Genomic DNA, 15,715 nt, shown 5'->3' on the forward strand with positions numbered 1-15,715 from the left:
ACGGGTCCGCCGTCGGTGCGGCTCACCGGGGCGCGGCTCGCCGAAGCGCTGCTCCCCGGTCTCGCGGTGCCGGCGGTGCGCGGCCGCGTCAAACGCTGAGCCCGGGCCCGCGGCCGGGTGTCGGGGGCGGGCAAGTCCGGCGAACCCGGCACAACGCCCGACACCCGCTCCCCACCGTCTCTTTTCAGCCATGCGGCCAATAACCGGGCTGCACCAAAAGGTACTTCCCTACGGGGCTGGACGTCTGACATCTTGCGTCCACCACTCGTTTCGTACGACCCGGTAGGTGCCACCAGCACCACCGGGTCATCGGAGGACGCATTGATACCCCACATATCCAGCCGACCCCGACGTGCCCTGGTGCTGGCCGCCGCTCTCGGCGCCGCCCTCACCTTCGGAGCTCCCGCCGCGCTCGCCGGCACCGCTCCCGTCTCCCCCTCGGCCCCCTCCGCTCCCGCGGCGGCGGCCCCCAAGGCTGCGGCCCCGGCTTCCCAGAGTGCGACCTGGGCTGCCGGCACCCGTGCCTACCTCGTCCTCACCACGCCCGGTGACAGCTCGGCCGTGCGCTCGGCCGTCACCGCCAACGGCGGCACGGTCTTCTCGTCCTTCGACCAGATCGGCGTGATCGTCGCCCACTCCTCCTCGGGCACCTTCGCCACCACGATGCGCGGCGTGAGCGGCGTCCAGGGGGTCGGGGCGACCCGTACCTCGGACGTCCCGGCCGACGCCTACAACCCGGCGCTGCCCGCCAACCCGGCGCAGTCCACCACCCCGGCCGGCGAGCCGGTCCGCGCGGACATCAGCCAGATCAAGGCGGACCAGGCCTGGGCCGTCACCCCCGGCTCCGCCTCCGTGAAGGTCGGCGTCCTCGACACCGGTGTGGACGACCAGCACCAGGACCTGGCACCGAACTTCAACGCGGCGGACTCCGTCTCCTGCGCCTACGGCAAGCCCGACACCCGCACGGGTGCCTGGCGGGACGTGGACACCCACGGCACCCACGTGGCGGGCACCATCGCAGCCGCCAAGAACGGCAAGGGCGTCATCGGCGTGGCCCCGGGCGTGAAGATCTCGGCCGTGCGCGTCGCCGAGCCGGGCAACTCGTTCTTCTTCGCCGAGAACACCATCTGCGGTTTCGTGTGGGCCGGTGACCACGGCTTCAAGGTCACCAACAACAGCTACTACACGGACCCGTGGCAGTTCAACTGCCCGGACAACATCGACCAGGCCACCATCATCGAGGGCGTCAAGCGCGCCCAGGAGTACGCCGAGGGCAAGGGCTCGCTCCAGGTCGCCGCGGCGGGCAACGAGAACTACGACCTCGCGCACAAGACGACCGACTCGGCGAGCCCGAACGACTCGACCCCGGTCACCCGCACCATCACCAACGCCTGCCTCGACATCCCGACCGAGCTCCCGGGCGTGGTCACGGTCGCGGCGAACGGCACCGGTGTCACGAAGGCCTCGTTCTCCAACTTCGGCCAGGGCGTCATCGACGTGGCGGCGCCCGGCAGCGACATCTACTCCACCCTCCCGGGCGGCAAGTACGGCTCCAAGAGCGGTACGTCGATGGCCACCCCGCACGTGGCGGGCGTCGCGGCGCTCCTCGCCAGCGCCAACCCGGGCATCACCCCGGCGCAGCTGCGCGACAAGCTGGCCACCCAGGCCAACGACATCCCCTGCCCGGCCGACGGCCGCTGCACCGGGACCGCGGCGAACAACGCGTTCTTCGGTGAGGGCCAGGTCGACGCCCTGAAGGCGGTCGGTGGCAGCACCCCGCCCGCGGGCAAGTACTTCGAGAACCTCGGCGACTTCGCCATCGGCGACAACACGACCGTCGAGAGCCCGATCGCCGTCAGCGGGGTGACCGGCAACGCGCCGGCCACGCTGAAGGTCGGCGTGAACATCGTGCACACCTACACCGGTGACCTCAAGGTCGACCTGATCGCCCCGGACGGCACCGTGTACACGGTCCACAACCGGGCCGGCGGCAGCGCCGACAACATCAGCCAGACCTACACGGTCAACGCCTCCTCCGAGGTGGCGAACGGCACCTGGAAGCTGCGCGTGAACGACAACGCGGGCGGCGACACCGGCAAGATCGACTCCTGGAACCTGACCTTCTAGTCGGGACCCGCGGAGCCGTCGGGGCCATCGGGGAACAGCTCGCCTGTTCCCCGATGGCCCCCGTCCGTTCTCAGGTACCCCGGGTGCGCAGGACGCAGTCCCCGCAGAGCCCGCCGCCGGGCACCCGGTAGTAGAGGCAGCAGCTGCGCCGTACGAAGGCCACCCCGAGCCCTTCCTCGTGGATGAAGGTGCCGGTCCCGGCGAGGGCCCCGCCGTCGGCGAGCAGCGCGCCCGCCAGTTCCACGGCCTTCTCCCCCGGGACCCGGTCGAGCAGGACGCGCAGGGCGCCGACGAGCCCGGAGGCGGCGTTGCCCCGCAGCACCTTCGCGGAGACGCCGAACCCCTCGCGCAGCGGGGCCTCCAGCAGGGCCAGGTTCTTCAGGACGCTCTCCCCGAGCGCCTCGGCGGGCAGCGTGGCGGCCGGTGCGGGCAGCCACAGCTCCAGCGAGGCGGCCTCGGGCATCCGCCAGTGGAGCCGGTCGGGGGCCAGGTCGGGGATCCGGCCGGCGAGGGCCGCGCAGCCGAGGCCGAGCGACCACAGCCGCGAGGCGATCCCGAACTGCGCGGTCGAGGCGGCGACCCGGTCCGGCCCGCTGCCGATGCGCCGCCCCACCTCGGCGACGTAGGGGGTGAGGTGCTCCCCGTAGAGCTCGCTCAGCGGCCGGAAGCCCGGTCCGGGCGGCTCCGCGCCGTGGGGCACGGCGAAGAACGGCCCTACGGAGGCCAGCCGGCGCAGTACGTCACCCATCCCGGGTTCCATGTCAGGCTCCGTATCCGTCGTCGGGCAGGCTCCGGTCGGGCTCCGGGCACTCGGTATGGTCCGACCCCGACAGGCCCGCCTGGTAGAGGGGCCAGTCCTCCTTGGGCGTGCCCTCCTCGGGGTCGCGGTTCCAGAAGGTGAAGGTCACGACCGTGTGCGGGGCGGGCTCGGCGTACAGGGTCCACTGGTCGGGCAGTTCGTCGGGCGCGTCCTCGCTCCACCGCGTCCGGAAGGTGGCCCCGGCCTCCTCCAGCGCCGCGGTGAGCTGCGTCCCCGTGACCGGCAGGGACGCGGAGCGGGATTCTCCCCGGCCGGGGCCCGGGAGGGTCAGTTCCTCGTGCCGGGCCGGTACATACAGGGCGTCCAGCCGGCGGCAGCGGCAGAAGACGGGCTGGAGACCGCCGTAGCCGAACCAGTGGGGCCAGCGCTCCTCCCGGTCCACGCGCCCGCTCCACTCGGGCTCTCCGTAGGCGGCCACCACCTCGCTCAGGTGGACGCCGGCGTGGAAGGCCCCGAAGCGGCCGGTGGCGGCGAGGCGGGCGAGTTCCCTGACGAATTCCATCCGAGGATGATCTCAGGCGGCCGGCCCGGCGCCCGCCCGCGGTGCCAGGTCGCCGGCGGCCAGGCCGCTCCCCCCGTCGGGCGCCCGCCCCGTACCGGCCGTGGAGCGGGCCCGGCGCACCGCCGGGCCCATCGCGTACGAGGCCGCGAGCAGGAGCCCGCCCAGCAGCAGCCACCCGGGGACGCCCCACAGCAGGAGCAGCGCCGTCAGCAGCGCCGGTCCCAGGGTGCGGGCGAGGGGCACCCCCGTCCCGAAGAAGCCCTGGTACTGGCCCGTCCGCCCGGCGGGGGCCAGCGCGAAGCCGATCTGCCAGGACCCGGCCGACTGCCGCATCTCCCCGTCGGACAGCAGCAGGGCCCCCACCAGCAGCAGCGCGGCGGCGGCCCACCCGGAGCCGGGCAGCGCGGCGGCCGCGAACACGGCGCAGGACAGGGCCGTCACCAGCCCGGACACCCGCAGCGCCCGCCCGGCACTCTCCAGGTCCCGCACCGGCCGGGCCAGCCGCACCTGGAACAGGGTCACGGCGAGGGTGTTGAGGACGAACAGCGCCGACACCAGCCACCCGGGAGCCGCCGTGCGCTGGACCACCCACAGCGGCAGGGCCAGGCTCAGCAGCGGCATCCGCAGCAGCAGGACGGCGTTCAGCAGGGTCACCAGCGCGTACGGCCGGTCGCGCAGGACCGCGAGCCGCGGCTCCCCCGCCGTCCGGCCCGGGGCCGGCGCCACGACGGGCAGCCCCCGCAGCAGGGCGGCGCAGACCAGGAAGCCCACCGCGTCCAGGGCGAGGACCACCAGGTACGCCCGCTCGGTGCCGGCGCCCAGGGCCAGCCCGCCGAGGGCCGCGCCGAGCGCCAGTCCGGCGTTGAGCGTGGCCTGCAGGTGGGCCAGTACCCCGGTCCGCTCCCCGGGGGCGACCAGCCCGGCGAGCAGCGACTGCCGGGCGGCGGCCAGCCCGCACTGGGACACGGCGTAGAGGACGACGGCGCACAGGAAGGCGCCGTAGGACCGGACGAACAGGAGCGAGGCCACCGACGCGGCGGTGGCGAGCGCCAGCAGCACCGAGGCGCCGCGCGGGCCCCGCCGGTCGGCGAGCGCCCCGAGCGGGACCCCGGCGACGGACCCGACGGCCCAGGCCAGGGTCAGGCCGAGCCCGATCTGTGCGGGCGAGAGGCCGGCCACCCGGCTGAAGTAGAGCGCGGAGCACACGTAGTACGCCCCGTCGCCGACGGAGTTGCTCAGTTGTGCGGCGGCCAGTCGGCGCGGCGCTCCGGGCGGGGGAAGGAACCGTGTCGTCACGCGGTCCATGGGATCACCGGGGTGGCCCGCTCCCCTGGTCCAATCGGCGGCGGATCGGACGGACCACTTGGCGGCCCGGACACCCGTCCTCGGATGGCCCGGACCGCCCCGACGGCTCAGAGGGAGCCGAGGAACTCCAGCAGCGACCGGTTGAAGGCCTCGGGCCGCTCGACGCCCGGCAGGTGCCCGGCCCCCTCGATCACGGTGAGCTTCGCGTGCGCCGCCAGCGCGCACATGGCCTCGGCCTCCGCGACGGGGGTGTAGACGTCGTCGGCGCCGACGAGCACCAGGCAGGGCACGGAGGCGGGCAGCGCGCTCAGCACGGGCCGGTAGTCGGGGCGCTCGGCCCGCCCGCGCAGGGCGGCGGCCGCCCCGCGGGGGTCGGTGGCCTTCATCATGGCGCTCACCCTTGCGGCCGCCTCGGGCTGCCCGGTGACGTTGTAGGGGGCGAGCATCTTGTCGATCACCTCTTCGGCGTAGGGCGCCATGCCCTGCGCGAGGAGCCGCTCGGCGACCTCCAGGCGGAAGGCGACGCCCTCCGGTGTCTCCGGGACCGGGGAGGTGTCGGAGAGGACGAGGGCCCGTACCAGACCCGGGTGGCGCAACCTGACCTCCAGCGCGATCTGCCCGCCCATGGACACACCACCGACGACCGCCTGTTCGATGCCCAGGCGCTCCAGCAGAGCGGCCACGTCATCCGCGAAGACGCCGAGCGGGGTCTTGTCCTCCACGGCCGGGTTCCGGCCGTATCCCCGCAGGTCAGGGGTGATCACCCGGTAGCCGGCGGCGGCCAGGGCGGCCGCCTGGGGAGCCCACATCGAGTGGTTGAACGGGTGTCCGTGGATCAGGATGACGGGAGTCCCGTCACGGGGACCGAAGTCATCGAAAAACGTATCCGCGTCATTGCCGAATTGGGGGTTCATGAGAGCACTTTAAGGAGTTACATTGAGCCACTCGCGTTCACCTGACAGCCCGTTGCCTTTCACCCGCGTTTTGCGCGGGGGGTGACGTCAGGAGCGCAGACTGTGCAACCACCCCACCGCCCAGAAGGACCGAAGGCTCCGTGCCCGTACCCGTACTCCTCGCCGGCCGCTCCGTGCGGCTCGAGCCCCTCGCCCCCCACCACACCGAGGCCCTGGCCGTGGCCGGGGCCGAGGATCGTACGACTTACGCCTTCACTCCCGTGCCGCACGGGCTGCAGGCGTCCCACGAGTACATCGACCGCGCCGTCGCCGATCAGGCGGCGGGTCGATCGCTAGCGTTCGCCGTCGTCAGAGCCATCGATGGGCGGGTCGTCGGTTCGACCCGGTTCCTGGATCTGGACTACTGGCAAGGTCCGCTGGTGTGGCCCGCCGTGCCGGGGGTCCCCTTCGGCGATCCGGCGACCGCCGTCCCCGACGCCGCCGAGATCGGGAACACCTGGCTGTCCCCGAGCGCCCAGGGCACCGGCATCAACACGGAGGCGAAGCTGCTCATGCTCCGCCACGCCTTCGAGACCTGGGGCGTACGCCGTATCTCGCTGCGCGCCGACGCCCGCAACGGCCGCTCCCGCGCCGCGATGGAACGTCTCGGCTTCACCTGCGAGGGGGTCCGCCGGGCCCATTCGCGGGGGCTCGACGGCGCGGTGCGCAGTACGGCCTTCTACTCGGTGCTCGACGAGGAGTGGCCCACCGTGCGCTCCGTCATCGAGCTGCGGCTCTCCGGGGCCGCGCCCCGCAAGCGGCGGCGCAAGACGCTGATCCCGGCGTAACGGTCCTGCTGCGCCCCGTCCCGCCTGACCGGCCCGTACCGGCCCCGCCTTCCCCGGCCCTCAGCCGAGGAAGGCGGGGGCGAGGGCCGAGGTCATGAAGCGGGCCGGGGCGCCGCTGCCGTCGGCGGGCAGGGACCACAGGTCCGCGCCGAAGTCCCCGGGCAGCGAGTAGACGACCGTCCGGTCGTCCACCCACACCACCTGGTCGTCCACGCTGCGCTCCTCCGCGAGCGGGGTCTCGCGCATCGTGGCGAGGTCGAGGACGTGGAGCCGCCACGGCGCGTCGGCCGACAGTCCGGGCACCCGCTTCTTGAAGACCAGGCGGGTCCCGTCGGGCGAGAGGGAGGGGCATTCCAGGTTCTCGCGCAGCGTGGTCACCGTGCGTTCGGCGAGGTCGCCCCTGACCAGGTAGGTCTGGCCGCCGGTGGCGAGGGTCGCGTAGAAGGTCTTCTCGTCGGCGGCGAAGGTGACCCCCCAGAAGTTCACGTCGGCGTTGCGGTACTCCTTGCCGTCCTTGCGGACGGTGAAGTCCTCCAGGGAGGCGTCGTACCGGCCGGTGCGCAGGTCGAGCAGCGAGGTCCGGGTGGAGAAGTTCGTCCCGGCGTACGAGTCCCCGCCGACGAAGACCGTCCAGGCGGCGAGGTGCCCGCCGGGCGAGACCCTGGCGCGGGTGGGGATCCCGGCGAGCGGGCGCGCGGAGACCTCCTTGAGGTGGGCGTCGAGGACGACGGCCCGGTAGCTCTCGCCGACGGCGCCCTTGTCCGCCTGGAGGCAGATCCCGGTGCCGGCGGCGGAGTGGAAGCGCAGGCAGCTCACCCCGGAGGCGGTACGGGCGCCCTCGGGTCCGTCGGCGGGGGCGGTGGCGAGTTCGTCGCGGTGCGGGCCCCAGGCCATGTTGCGGAAGACGATCCGCGGGCCGCCGTCGCCCGGGCCCAGCGAGACCTGGCCGGGGGTGATGCGCGGGCCGCCGGGCTGTGCCTGGTTCTTCTCGTCGGCGCGCGAGGAGGCCCGCAGGACGGCGAAGACCCCGACGGCCGCGAGGAGCACGACGGCGGTGGCCAGGATCAGGATGCGGCGCTGGAGGGTCATGGGGGCTTCGGGTCCTTCTCTTCGCGGGGATCAGGCCTCGTCCGGGCGCAGCCGGACGCAGCCGGCGACGGCCAGGGCGAGGAGTACGGCGGCCACGGCGAGCGCGGGGCGGGCGCCCCACACGGTCCAGGCGGCGCCGAAGCCGAGGGAGGCGGCGAACCGGGCGAGCGCCTGGCCGGTCTGGACGAGTGCGAGCCCGCCGCCGCGGTGCTCCTCGGGGACGGCTCCGGCGGCCTCGGCCATGAGCACGCCGTCGGTGGCGGCGTAGAAGGCGCCGTGCAGCAGGAGCACCACGTAGGGCAGTGCCGGATGGTGGCCGCCGGTGAGGAGCAGCCCGTACACGGCGAGCAGGCCGAGGTGGCCGCCGAGGAAGACGCGGCGGCGTCCGATGCGGTCGGCGAGCCGGCCGAGCGGAAGGGCCAGCAGGAAGAACGCGGCGGCCGTGCCCAGCGGGAGCAGTGCGAACCAGCGGTCGGCGATGCCGGTGGCGCGCTGGAGCAGCAGGAAGACGAAGGCGTCGCTGACGGTGCACAGGCCCAGCAGCAGGGCGCACAGGCTGGTCCGGCGCAGGTCCCGGCGGCGCAGCAGGCCGAGGGAGGCCTTCAGGGAGACCGGTTCCGCGGCGGCGGAGGGCACGGTCCGCCGGCCCGGGACGAAGAGGAGGAGGACGAGGACGCCGAGCGCGGCGACGCAGGCGCTGACGGTGAAGACGGCGTCGTACCCGTCGGCGGCCCCGCGCAGGATGACGAAGGCGAGGAGCGGGCCGATCAGCGCGCCGGCGGTGTCCATGGCCCGGTGCACGCCGAAGGCCCGGCCCCGGTCCTCGGGGGCGGCGGCGAGGGAGATCAGCGCGTCGCGGGGGGCGGTGCGCAGGCCCTTGCCGGTGCGGTCGAGGGCGAGGACGGCGCCGATGGCGGGGAGGGTGTGCGCCAGCAGCAGGAGGGGTTTGCACAGGGCGGAGAGGCCGTAGCCGATGCCGGCGAGGGCCTTGTGGCGGCCGAAGCGGTCGCCGAGGTGGCCTCCGGTGAGCCGGACGAGGGCGCTGACGCCGTTGTAGACGCCGTCGAGCAGGCCGAAGCCGAGCGGGGAGAGGCCGAGGCCGGCGACGAGGTAGAGGGGGAGCACGGCCGTGACCATCTCGGAGGAGATGTCGGTGATCAGGCTGACCGTGCCGAGGGCGAGCACCGTGGGGGCGAGGGCGGCGCGCCGCCCCGGGCGGGTGCCCGGGGCGGCGGCCTGCGGCTCGGGGGGCCCGCCGGGCGCGGGGTTACCGCGACTGTCCGCGACGTACATGGTCAGGAAGCCCAGATCCCCGTGATGTCCTTGGCGGTGGCGGCGTTCCCGGCGTGGCTGGTCAGCCCGGCCAGGCCCTCCAGGGTGCGCAGCACGTCGTAGTGGTTGTAGGTGGTGGACGTGGTGCTTCCGGGCGTGACGGGCTGGCCGTAGAACACGGTCGGGATCTGGTTGCCGGCGAGCCGGTTGTCCTCGTCGAAGGTGACGACGAGCAGGCTGTTGTGGGTCTTGGCCCAGTCCGCGTAGGCCTTGAGGTTGTTCTTCAGCCAGGTGTCACCGGTGCCGACCGAGCAGTCGTGCATGTCGTTGCAGAGGTTCGGGACGACGAAGGACACCTTGGGCAGGGTGGTGAAGTCCGTCGGGAACTGGGTCATGGTCTTCGCGGTGCTGGTGGGCACGTTGGAGAAGGCGAACCAGGGGTTGTGCTTGCGGGCGTACTTGCCGCTGGAGCAGGTGGTGGAGCCCTGGCTGGGGAGGGTCTCGTTGTAGCTGGCCCAGCTCTTGCCCGCGGCGATCAGCTCGGAGGCCAGGTTCGGCGCGGAGCTGAATCCGGGGGTGTAGCAGCTGTCGCCGGTGACTCCCTGGTGGGAGCCGGAGAAGAGCTGGAGGTAGTTCGGCTGGCTGGGGTGGGTGATGCCGTAGGACTTGGTGAGGTTGGCGCCACCGGCCTTGAGGGAGTTGAGGTAGGGGGCGCTGGAGCTGCCGATGACCTGGCTGTAGGCGTGGTTCTCGAAGACCACGACGACGACGTGGTCGGGTGCGGGCAGGCCGGCCGCGTGCGCGGGCTGGGCGGCTCCGAGGCCGGCCCACAGGGCCGTGCCGGCGACGGTGAAACCGAAGGCGGTGGCGAGGGCGGCCTTACGGCGATTCCATGAGGTGGGCATGCCAAACACGGGGGGTACCTCCGGGCGGGGGGGCTCTGGGGGCGGCGCGGACGCACCATACCCAGGGGCATGTGCATGGGCCAGGGATACTCGGCTAACAGAACGGGAACTCCGCAGGCCGTGCCGGTGATGGGTAATGGCATCACCAGAGAAAGGCCAAGAGAAGGAAAAATGCGGAACCCCCGGGTAGTTTCGTTCATCATTCGAACGGAAGCAGTCCTCCCCCCGAGCGGGGCAGCAACAGCCGGAGAGCCACCGCAGATGTCCAACTCACCCAACGGGCAGTACCAGCCGCCGTCCCGGCCGGAAGGGCAGTACCCGCAGCAGCCTCCCTACGGCCAGCAGCAGGGCCGCCAGCAGGGCCAGCCGCCGTACGCCCCCCAGGGCCAGCCGCCCCCGCCGCCGCAGGCCCCGGGCGGCCGACCCCCTTACGGGCAGCCGCCGCAGCAGGGCCGCCAGCCGTACGGGCAGCCGCAGTACGGGCAGCAGGCCACGCAGCAGCAGCCCCGCTTCGAGCAGCCGCAGTACGACCAGTACGAGCCGTACGAGGAAGAGCCGCGACGCAAGTCGAAGCTCAAGCGCTGGCTCATCGGCGGTGGCGTCGTCCTGGCACTCGCGGGCGCCGCGGCGCTCGTGATGAACCACTTCGAGATACCCCCCTTCACCGACAAGGGCAAGGCCGTGTCCTTCGGCCAGACCCCCGGCGGCAAGAAGGGCGAGGCGGCCAAGCCCGCGGCGAACTCGAAGATGTCGATGCCGACGGGTCCGCAGGCCGACTTCAAGAACTCGACGACCCTGGGCGACGGCACGCACGTCGCCGTCACCACCGTGACCGGCAAGAAGTCCGGCTTCACCGGCAAGGTCTGGGTGTGGGCGCCCAAGGAGTACAACGACCCCAAGTTCGCCAAGAGCGGCTTCCCGGTCATGATCGCCCTGCCCGGCGGCGCGGGCTTCCCGAACAACTACTGGATGGGCACCGACCTCGGCCTCCAGAGCAGCATCAGCAAGTGGTACGCCGAGGGCAAGAGCAAGCCCTTCATCCTGGCGATGCCCGTGCTGAACCCCGCGCCGGACGACAAGGGCATCTACTGGGACGGATCCGACATCCCGGACCAGCCCAAGATGGGCACCTGGCTGACCGAGGACGTCCCGGACCTGATGCGGGAGAACTTCCGCACCGTCAAGTCCCGTGACGGCTGGGCCTTCATGGGCTCCTCCACGGGCGGCTTCGCCGGCCTGAAGGCCGTGCTCAAGCACCCGGACAAGTTCAAGGCCGTCATCGCCTCCGGCCCCGACATCGTCCCGGACTCCTCCCTGTGGAAGGGCCACGACAAGGAGAAGGCCGAGAACAACCCGGAGCTGCTCGCCAAGCAGCTCATCGACAAGAAGGGCCCCGAGGTCTACCTCGCCTTCCAGGTCGGGGACAACGAGAACAACAAGAAGACGCTCCCGGACGTGCAGAAGTTCGTCCAGAACTTCACCAAGGGCCCGATCCACACGAGCCTGAGAGTGATCCCGGGCGGCCAGCACAACGCCAAGACCTACGTGCCGAACATGGGCGAGGGCCCGATCCAGTTCATCAGCAAGGTCATGGAAGGCCCCGTGGAGTAGCGGCCCGTCAGGGCGTCAGCACCGCCCCGGCGCCCGGCCGTTCCACGCCCCGCGCCGTCTCCCGCTCCGGCCCGCCGAACACCTTCGGCGGGCCGTTGCCGTCCCAGGGCGCCCAGCCGGGATCCCCGGTGACGGCGAAGCGGACCCAGGCGGCGTGCATCTCGTCGGCCAGCTGCTCCGGGGCGCCGGGCCCGGCCAGCCAGGAGGCCTCCGGCACTGCGAGGGTGTCGAAGACGAAGCCCAGCTCCAGGGCGTGGCAGGCACCGAGGCCCGGTACGCCGCTGGGCCAGCGGAACTCGTAGAGGTGGCTCGGCGCCGCCCGCCGGGCCCCGGCGAGGCGGCGCAGCGGGTCGCGCAGCAGCCGGTCGGTGAGCAGGTGCCCGGCCAGGTCCCCCGCTCCGGCCCCGGGCAGCGCGGCCCGCAGCGCCCGTACGGCGGCCCGGTCCTTGCCGCTGCGGAGGCGGCCCAGCGCCACGGTCAGCGGGCCGAGCCGGTCCAGGGTCCGCATCCCCCCGGTCGGCGCGAGCCACAGCCGGTGCTCCTCGGCGGTCCAGCCCACCAGGAGCGGTACGCCGGAGTCCGCCGCCGCCTCCAGGGGGTCGGCCGGGAGCGTGCCGGGGTCGGTGACCAGGCCGAAGGCGGGGCCGCCGAGCAGCGGGGAGGAGCGGCGCAGCACGGCGGCCTGGGCGGCGAGCAGTGCGGCCGGGCCGGCCTCCCCGAAGGCCGCGGCGGTGGCGGGCACCTTCAGCAGCGAGGCCATCCGCCGGACCATGGCCCGGACCCGGTCGCGGGGCAGGGCCTCGGGGGCGCCGCTCTGCAGGACGGCGCGGGAGAACAGGCCGGCGGCGCGGGGTGCGGCGAGCAGGGCGCCGATGCTGATGGCTCCGGCGGACTCGCCGAAGACGGTGACGCGGTCCGGGTCGCCGCCGAAGGCCCCGATGTTGTCGCGGACCCAGCTGAGGGCGGCGATCTGGTCGAGGAGGCCGCGGTTGGCGGGGGCGTCGGGGAACAGGCCGTAGCCGAGGACCCCGAGCCGGAAGTTGACCGAGACGAGCACGACCCCGTCGCGAGCGAAGGCCGAGCCGTCGTAGACGGGGACGGCGGAGGAGCCGCGGGTGTGGGCGCCGCCGTGGATCCACACCATCACCGGCAGCCGGGCCCCGGGGGCCGGGTCGGGGGTCCACACGTTGAGGTTCAGGCAGTCGTCGCCGGGGATCACCGGGTCGGGCAGCAGGGCCGCGAAGGTCTGCGGGTAGGGCACCTTGGGCGCGGTCGGCCCGAAGGCCCCGGCGTCGCGCACGCCGTCCCAGGCGGCCGGGGGCCCGGGCGCCGCGAAGGCGCGGGCGCCGACGGGCGGGGCGGCGTAGGGGACGCCCCGGAAGACGGCGACCCGGCCGTTCTCCCACCGGCCCTCCACCGTGCCGTACCGGGTGCCGGCCCGGGGCCGCTGGCCGCCCGCTGCGTTCATACGTGCTCTCCTGGATCCGGATCCGCTGCTGCGCTCTCCTGCCTTCCGGGCACGGTCGCACAACCGTCCAACGGGTGACAAGGCGTGACCCCCGCCGGGGCGGTCCGGGTTGGGCCGGGCATGCGAGCCATCCCCTCCCCCCGCGCCCTGCGCGCCCTGTCCGTCCTGCTGCTGGCGGCCGCCGCCGCTCCCGCCGCCCCGGCCCTGGCCGCCGGACCGGACTTCCAGTACGTCGGCCAGGACGACCGGGTCCACGGCCTGAGCTCCCCGAAGGGCTGCGTCGAGGCCGAGGGCGGCAGCGGCCGGGCCGTCACCAACCACACCCGGGGCACGGCGACCCTCTACCGCGAGCCGCACTGCAAGGGCGCGGCCGTGGCCGTCCTGAACCCCGGGACCGTCACCCAGGTGCGTCCCTATTTCGCCTCGGCCCACTTCGCCGTCACCAGGTAGGCGCAGCGGCCGTGACCCCTGGGCGTCCGCCGCGTTGTATGCCATGTCAAATGCCGCAGAGATGCGGCGCCCCACATCTCACGAGGAGATCTTGATGTCGCGTATCGCGAAGGCATTCGTCATCACCGCTGCCGCCGGTAGCGCCCTGGCCGCCGGCGCGGGTCTGGCTGCTGCCGATGCCGGAGCGCACGGTGCGGCGGTCGGCTCCCCCGGTGTCCTGTCGGGCAACCTGGTCCAGGTTCCGGTTCACGTCCCGGTCAACGTCTGCGGCAACACCGTCAACGTGATCGGTCTGCTGAACCCGGCCTTCGGCAACACCTGCGTCAACGCGTCGGGCGGCCACGGGAAGCACCACACCGAGGGCTACGGCGGCTGATCGCCTCCCCACCCGGTCCAGGAGGGCCCCCGCCGTACGGCGGGGGCCCTTCCCGTGTGCCCGGCGGGCTATTCGTAGCGGTAGACGCCCCGGTGGCCGAGCATCTCGCGCGGGGTGACGTCCCACGGGGGCATCGGCTCGTCGAGGGAGATGACCCGGCCGCGCTGGAGGTCGCCGAGGGCCAGGGGTGCGGCGGGCAGGTAGGCGGAGTCCGGGTGCCGCTGCTGCCAGCGGTCCCAGACCAGGTCGATGAAGGCGTGGTGCAGCCAGAACGCCGGATCGTTGGGGGCGGTGCCGCCCGTCATGTGGCCGCCGATCCACTGGTGGACCTTGTTGTGGTTGCGCCAGCGCTCGCTCTTGGGCGCGGCCCAGCCCTCCAGGCGGTTGCGAAAGCCGCCGGCCGTGCTCGTGGAGTCCCAGGGCGAGGTGTCGTAGACGGGGTCGTCGACCGCTCCCTGGAGTTCGGCGGCCGTGGGCAGCCGGATCGGGTTGCCCGGGCGGCCCAGGTTGCGGGTGAGGAAACGGGCCTCGGTGACGCCCACGGTGATCGTCCAGTTGCCGTTGTCGTAGGCGAAGGGGCCGGTCATCACCTTGCGGTCGCTCTCGCGGCCGGTGCCGCCGAGGAAGTCCTCGGCCCAGAGGCCGGAGACGGGGCTGGAGTCGGTGGTCCAGTCCCAGTACGGGACGGACACGCCGGGGTCCACTGCCTGGAGCGCCCTCTCGAACTCCAGCAGGTAGCGCCGGTGCCAGGGGAAGAACGACGGGGACATGTGCCCGACGCGCAGTTTGCGGTCGCGGTCGGGCACGAAGTACTTGTCGTGGGTGCGCACGAAGGCGTCGTAGGTGCCGTTGCGCTTGACCTCCAGGACGGCCGCCGTGAACCGCTTCTTCTGGGCGCGGGTCAGGTTCTTCTGGTTCTGCCGGGTGTACAACGCGGGGCTCCTCCCCTTCCGTTCAGCCGTGGTGCGGGGCGGTGAGGGCCAGTTGGTTGGTGCCGAGTTCGTCGACGGCGGCGCGGGCCAGCTCCAGGGGGGTGTCGTAGGACTGGAAGTGGTTGATGCCGCTCAGGTAGCTGCCGTCGGCGCGGCGCATGACGTGCAAGGGGCGGCCGTCGATGTGCACGGCCGCCGCGGCCAGGTCGACGGTGATGTGCCGGCCCCGGTACGTCTCCTCGGCGAGCGGGGCCGGGGTCAGCGTCTGGCGGGGCCGCCGGGCGCGCAGTACGGGGCCCAGAGCCGCGGCCGTGCCGGCGAGCACGGCCGCGGTGAAGGCCGTACGGAGTGCCGCGCGACGGGTCAGTGGTGCGGGTGCGGCGTCCATACGGTCTCCCTCGCTCGGCGGTCCGCGCTACGCGGTCTAACGCGGGGTGCGGGGCGAGGTCACCTCTCCCGCGCCGGGTGCTTGCAGAAGAGGGTGGTGGGGGATCAGCCGGGGGCGTGCCGGAGCCGGGGCAGGTGGAGGTCGCGGAAGACCGCGGCCAGCCGCAGCGCGAGGACGAGAGCGGCGCTGACGCCGGTGTTCAGGGTCCCGGGGGCTCCGGCCCGGTCCAGGACGAGGTAGCAGGCCGCGCCGGCCAGCGCCGCGGTCGCGTAGATCTCCTCGCGGAGCAGCAGCGGCGGGAACTCCCCGCACGTCGCGGACCACCTCGCCGGTGACCCCGGTCAGGACGGCGAGGATCAGGACGGCGACCGGGGTGACGTGGGCGTCGAGGGCTGCACGCGCGCCGATGACGGTGACCACGGACAGGCCGACGGCGAGGACGTGCAGCACGGCGCCTCCTTCAGGGGCTGGACGACCAGTCGAGACTCCCCTACTCCGCCCCCACCCACATCGCCCGTCCGGCCGGTCCCCACCTCGGCCGAACGGCCGGGCTGCGCCACCAGGCCGGGGTCGGGGACGGGGTGGGGTGTCGTCCGGGATGTAAAACGTGATTTGTTGGCGCGCGGTGCCGCCCCACCCGACGAAGCACCGGACGGGGCGCCATAAATCATGCCTATCCCGGACGGCACCCCACCCCGTCCCCGACCCCGGCCCCACCCGCAGCCCCCT

General features: G+C 73.3%; 16 protein-coding genes. 5 read left to right on the forward strand and 11 right to left on the reverse strand.

The annotated features are described in order from the left end of the window. Positions 1-360 precede the first annotated feature (360 nt). The gene (locus tag OOK31_RS02310; protein ID WP_267010613.1) at positions 361-2,127 is read left to right on the forward strand and encodes a S8 family serine peptidase; all 1,767 of its coding nucleotides are present in this window, start codon (positions 361-363) and stop codon (positions 2,125-2,127) included. Between the two features lie 70 nt (positions 2,128-2,197). On the opposite strand, the gene OOK31_RS02315 is transcribed toward OOK31_RS02310, so the two are convergent. The 4 genes from OOK31_RS02315 to OOK31_RS02330 all read right to left on the reverse strand — a co-directional run bounded on the left by OOK31_RS02315 (position 2,198) and on the right by OOK31_RS02330 (position 5,668). Continuing rightward, a complete protein-coding gene (locus tag OOK31_RS02315) occupies positions 2,198-2,887 on the reverse strand; it encodes a (2Fe-2S)-binding protein (protein ID WP_267010614.1) in 690 nt (229 codons plus the stop codon). 1 nt (position 2,888) lies between these two features. After that, positions 2,889-3,449 carry a hypothetical protein gene (locus OOK31_RS02320; RefSeq protein ID WP_267010615.1) on the reverse strand — a complete coding sequence of 187 codons (561 nt, stop codon included), beginning with the start codon at positions 3,447-3,449 and terminating at the stop codon, positions 2,889-2,891. A gap of 12 nt (positions 3,450-3,461) precedes the next feature. Next, positions 3,462-4,745 (reverse strand): MFS transporter, encoded by a 1,284-nt coding sequence (locus tag OOK31_RS02325; protein WP_267010616.1) that lies wholly within the window; start codon positions 4,743-4,745, stop codon positions 3,462-3,464. Between the two features lie 116 nt (positions 4,746-4,861). Further along, entirely contained in the window at positions 4,862-5,668 is an 807-nt protein-coding gene (locus OOK31_RS02330; RefSeq protein WP_267010617.1) for an alpha/beta fold hydrolase, read from the reverse strand. 140 nt (positions 5,669-5,808) lie between these two features. Between OOK31_RS02330 and OOK31_RS02335 the strand changes: the two genes are divergently transcribed. Further along, entirely contained in the window at positions 5,809-6,495 is a 687-nt protein-coding gene (locus tag OOK31_RS02335) for a GNAT family N-acetyltransferase (protein WP_267010618.1), read from the forward strand. 60 nt (positions 6,496-6,555) lie between these two features. On the opposite strand, the gene OOK31_RS02340 is transcribed toward OOK31_RS02335, so the two are convergent. The 3 genes from OOK31_RS02340 to OOK31_RS02350 are packed head-to-tail and all read right to left on the reverse strand — an operon-like array spanning position 6,556 to position 9,761. Continuing rightward, positions 6,556-7,584: a hypothetical protein gene (locus tag OOK31_RS02340; protein WP_267010619.1), complete on the reverse strand. Its 1,029-nt coding sequence runs from the start codon at positions 7,582-7,584 to the stop codon at positions 6,556-6,558. A 30-nt stretch (positions 7,585-7,614) separates the two neighbouring features. Then, positions 7,615-8,877, reverse strand: a complete 1,263-nt coding sequence (locus OOK31_RS02345) for an MFS transporter (RefSeq protein ID WP_267010620.1) — start codon at positions 8,875-8,877, stop codon at positions 7,615-7,617. A gap of 2 nt (positions 8,878-8,879) precedes the next feature. Beyond that, positions 8,880-9,761, reverse strand: coding sequence for an alkaline phosphatase family protein (locus tag OOK31_RS02350; RefSeq protein ID WP_267010621.1), 882 nt, complete (start codon positions 9,759-9,761; stop codon positions 8,880-8,882). Positions 9,762-10,397: 636 nt separating this feature from the next. On the opposite strand from OOK31_RS02350, the gene OOK31_RS02355 reads away from it, so the two are divergent. Then, positions 10,398-11,372, forward strand: coding sequence for an esterase family protein (locus OOK31_RS02355; RefSeq protein WP_267011805.1), 975 nt, complete (start codon positions 10,398-10,400; stop codon positions 11,370-11,372). Between the two features lie 7 nt (positions 11,373-11,379). On the opposite strand, the gene OOK31_RS02360 is transcribed toward OOK31_RS02355, so the two are convergent. Next, positions 11,380-12,840, reverse strand: a complete 1,461-nt coding sequence (locus OOK31_RS02360; RefSeq protein WP_267010622.1) for a carboxylesterase/lipase family protein — start codon at positions 12,838-12,840, stop codon at positions 11,380-11,382. 120 nt (positions 12,841-12,960) lie between these two features. On the opposite strand from OOK31_RS02360, the gene OOK31_RS02365 reads away from it, so the two are divergent. Then, positions 12,961-13,290: a hypothetical protein gene (locus tag OOK31_RS02365; protein ID WP_267010623.1), complete on the forward strand. Its 330-nt coding sequence runs from the start codon at positions 12,961-12,963 to the stop codon at positions 13,288-13,290. 94 nt (positions 13,291-13,384) lie between these two features. Further along, on the forward strand, positions 13,385-13,666 hold the full coding sequence (locus OOK31_RS02370; protein WP_267010624.1) for a chaplin: 282 nt from the start codon (positions 13,385-13,387) through the stop codon (positions 13,664-13,666). Positions 13,667-13,734: 68 nt separating this feature from the next. Here OOK31_RS02370 and OOK31_RS02375 read toward each other — a convergent pair whose 3' ends face one another. From OOK31_RS02375 to OOK31_RS39335, 3 genes are read right to left on the reverse strand one after another with little or no spacing between them, the layout of a single operon-like run. After that, complete coding sequence (locus OOK31_RS02375) at positions 13,735-14,598, reverse strand: tyrosinase family protein (RefSeq protein WP_267010625.1); 864 nt, start codon at positions 14,596-14,598, stop codon at positions 13,735-13,737. A gap of 22 nt (positions 14,599-14,620) precedes the next feature. Next, entirely contained in the window at positions 14,621-14,986 is a 366-nt protein-coding gene (locus OOK31_RS02380) for a tyrosinase family oxidase copper chaperone (protein WP_267010626.1), read from the reverse strand. 36 nt (positions 14,987-15,022) lie between these two features. Beyond that, positions 15,023-15,703: a TRIC cation channel family protein gene (locus OOK31_RS39335; protein ID WP_323188172.1), complete on the reverse strand. Its 681-nt coding sequence runs from the start codon at positions 15,701-15,703 to the stop codon at positions 15,023-15,025. Positions 15,704-15,715: the final 12 nt, after the last annotated feature.

The organism is Streptomyces sp. NBC_00249, assembly GCF_026342355.1.
Classification (GTDB): Bacteria; Actinomycetota; Actinomycetes; order Streptomycetales; family Streptomycetaceae; genus Streptomyces.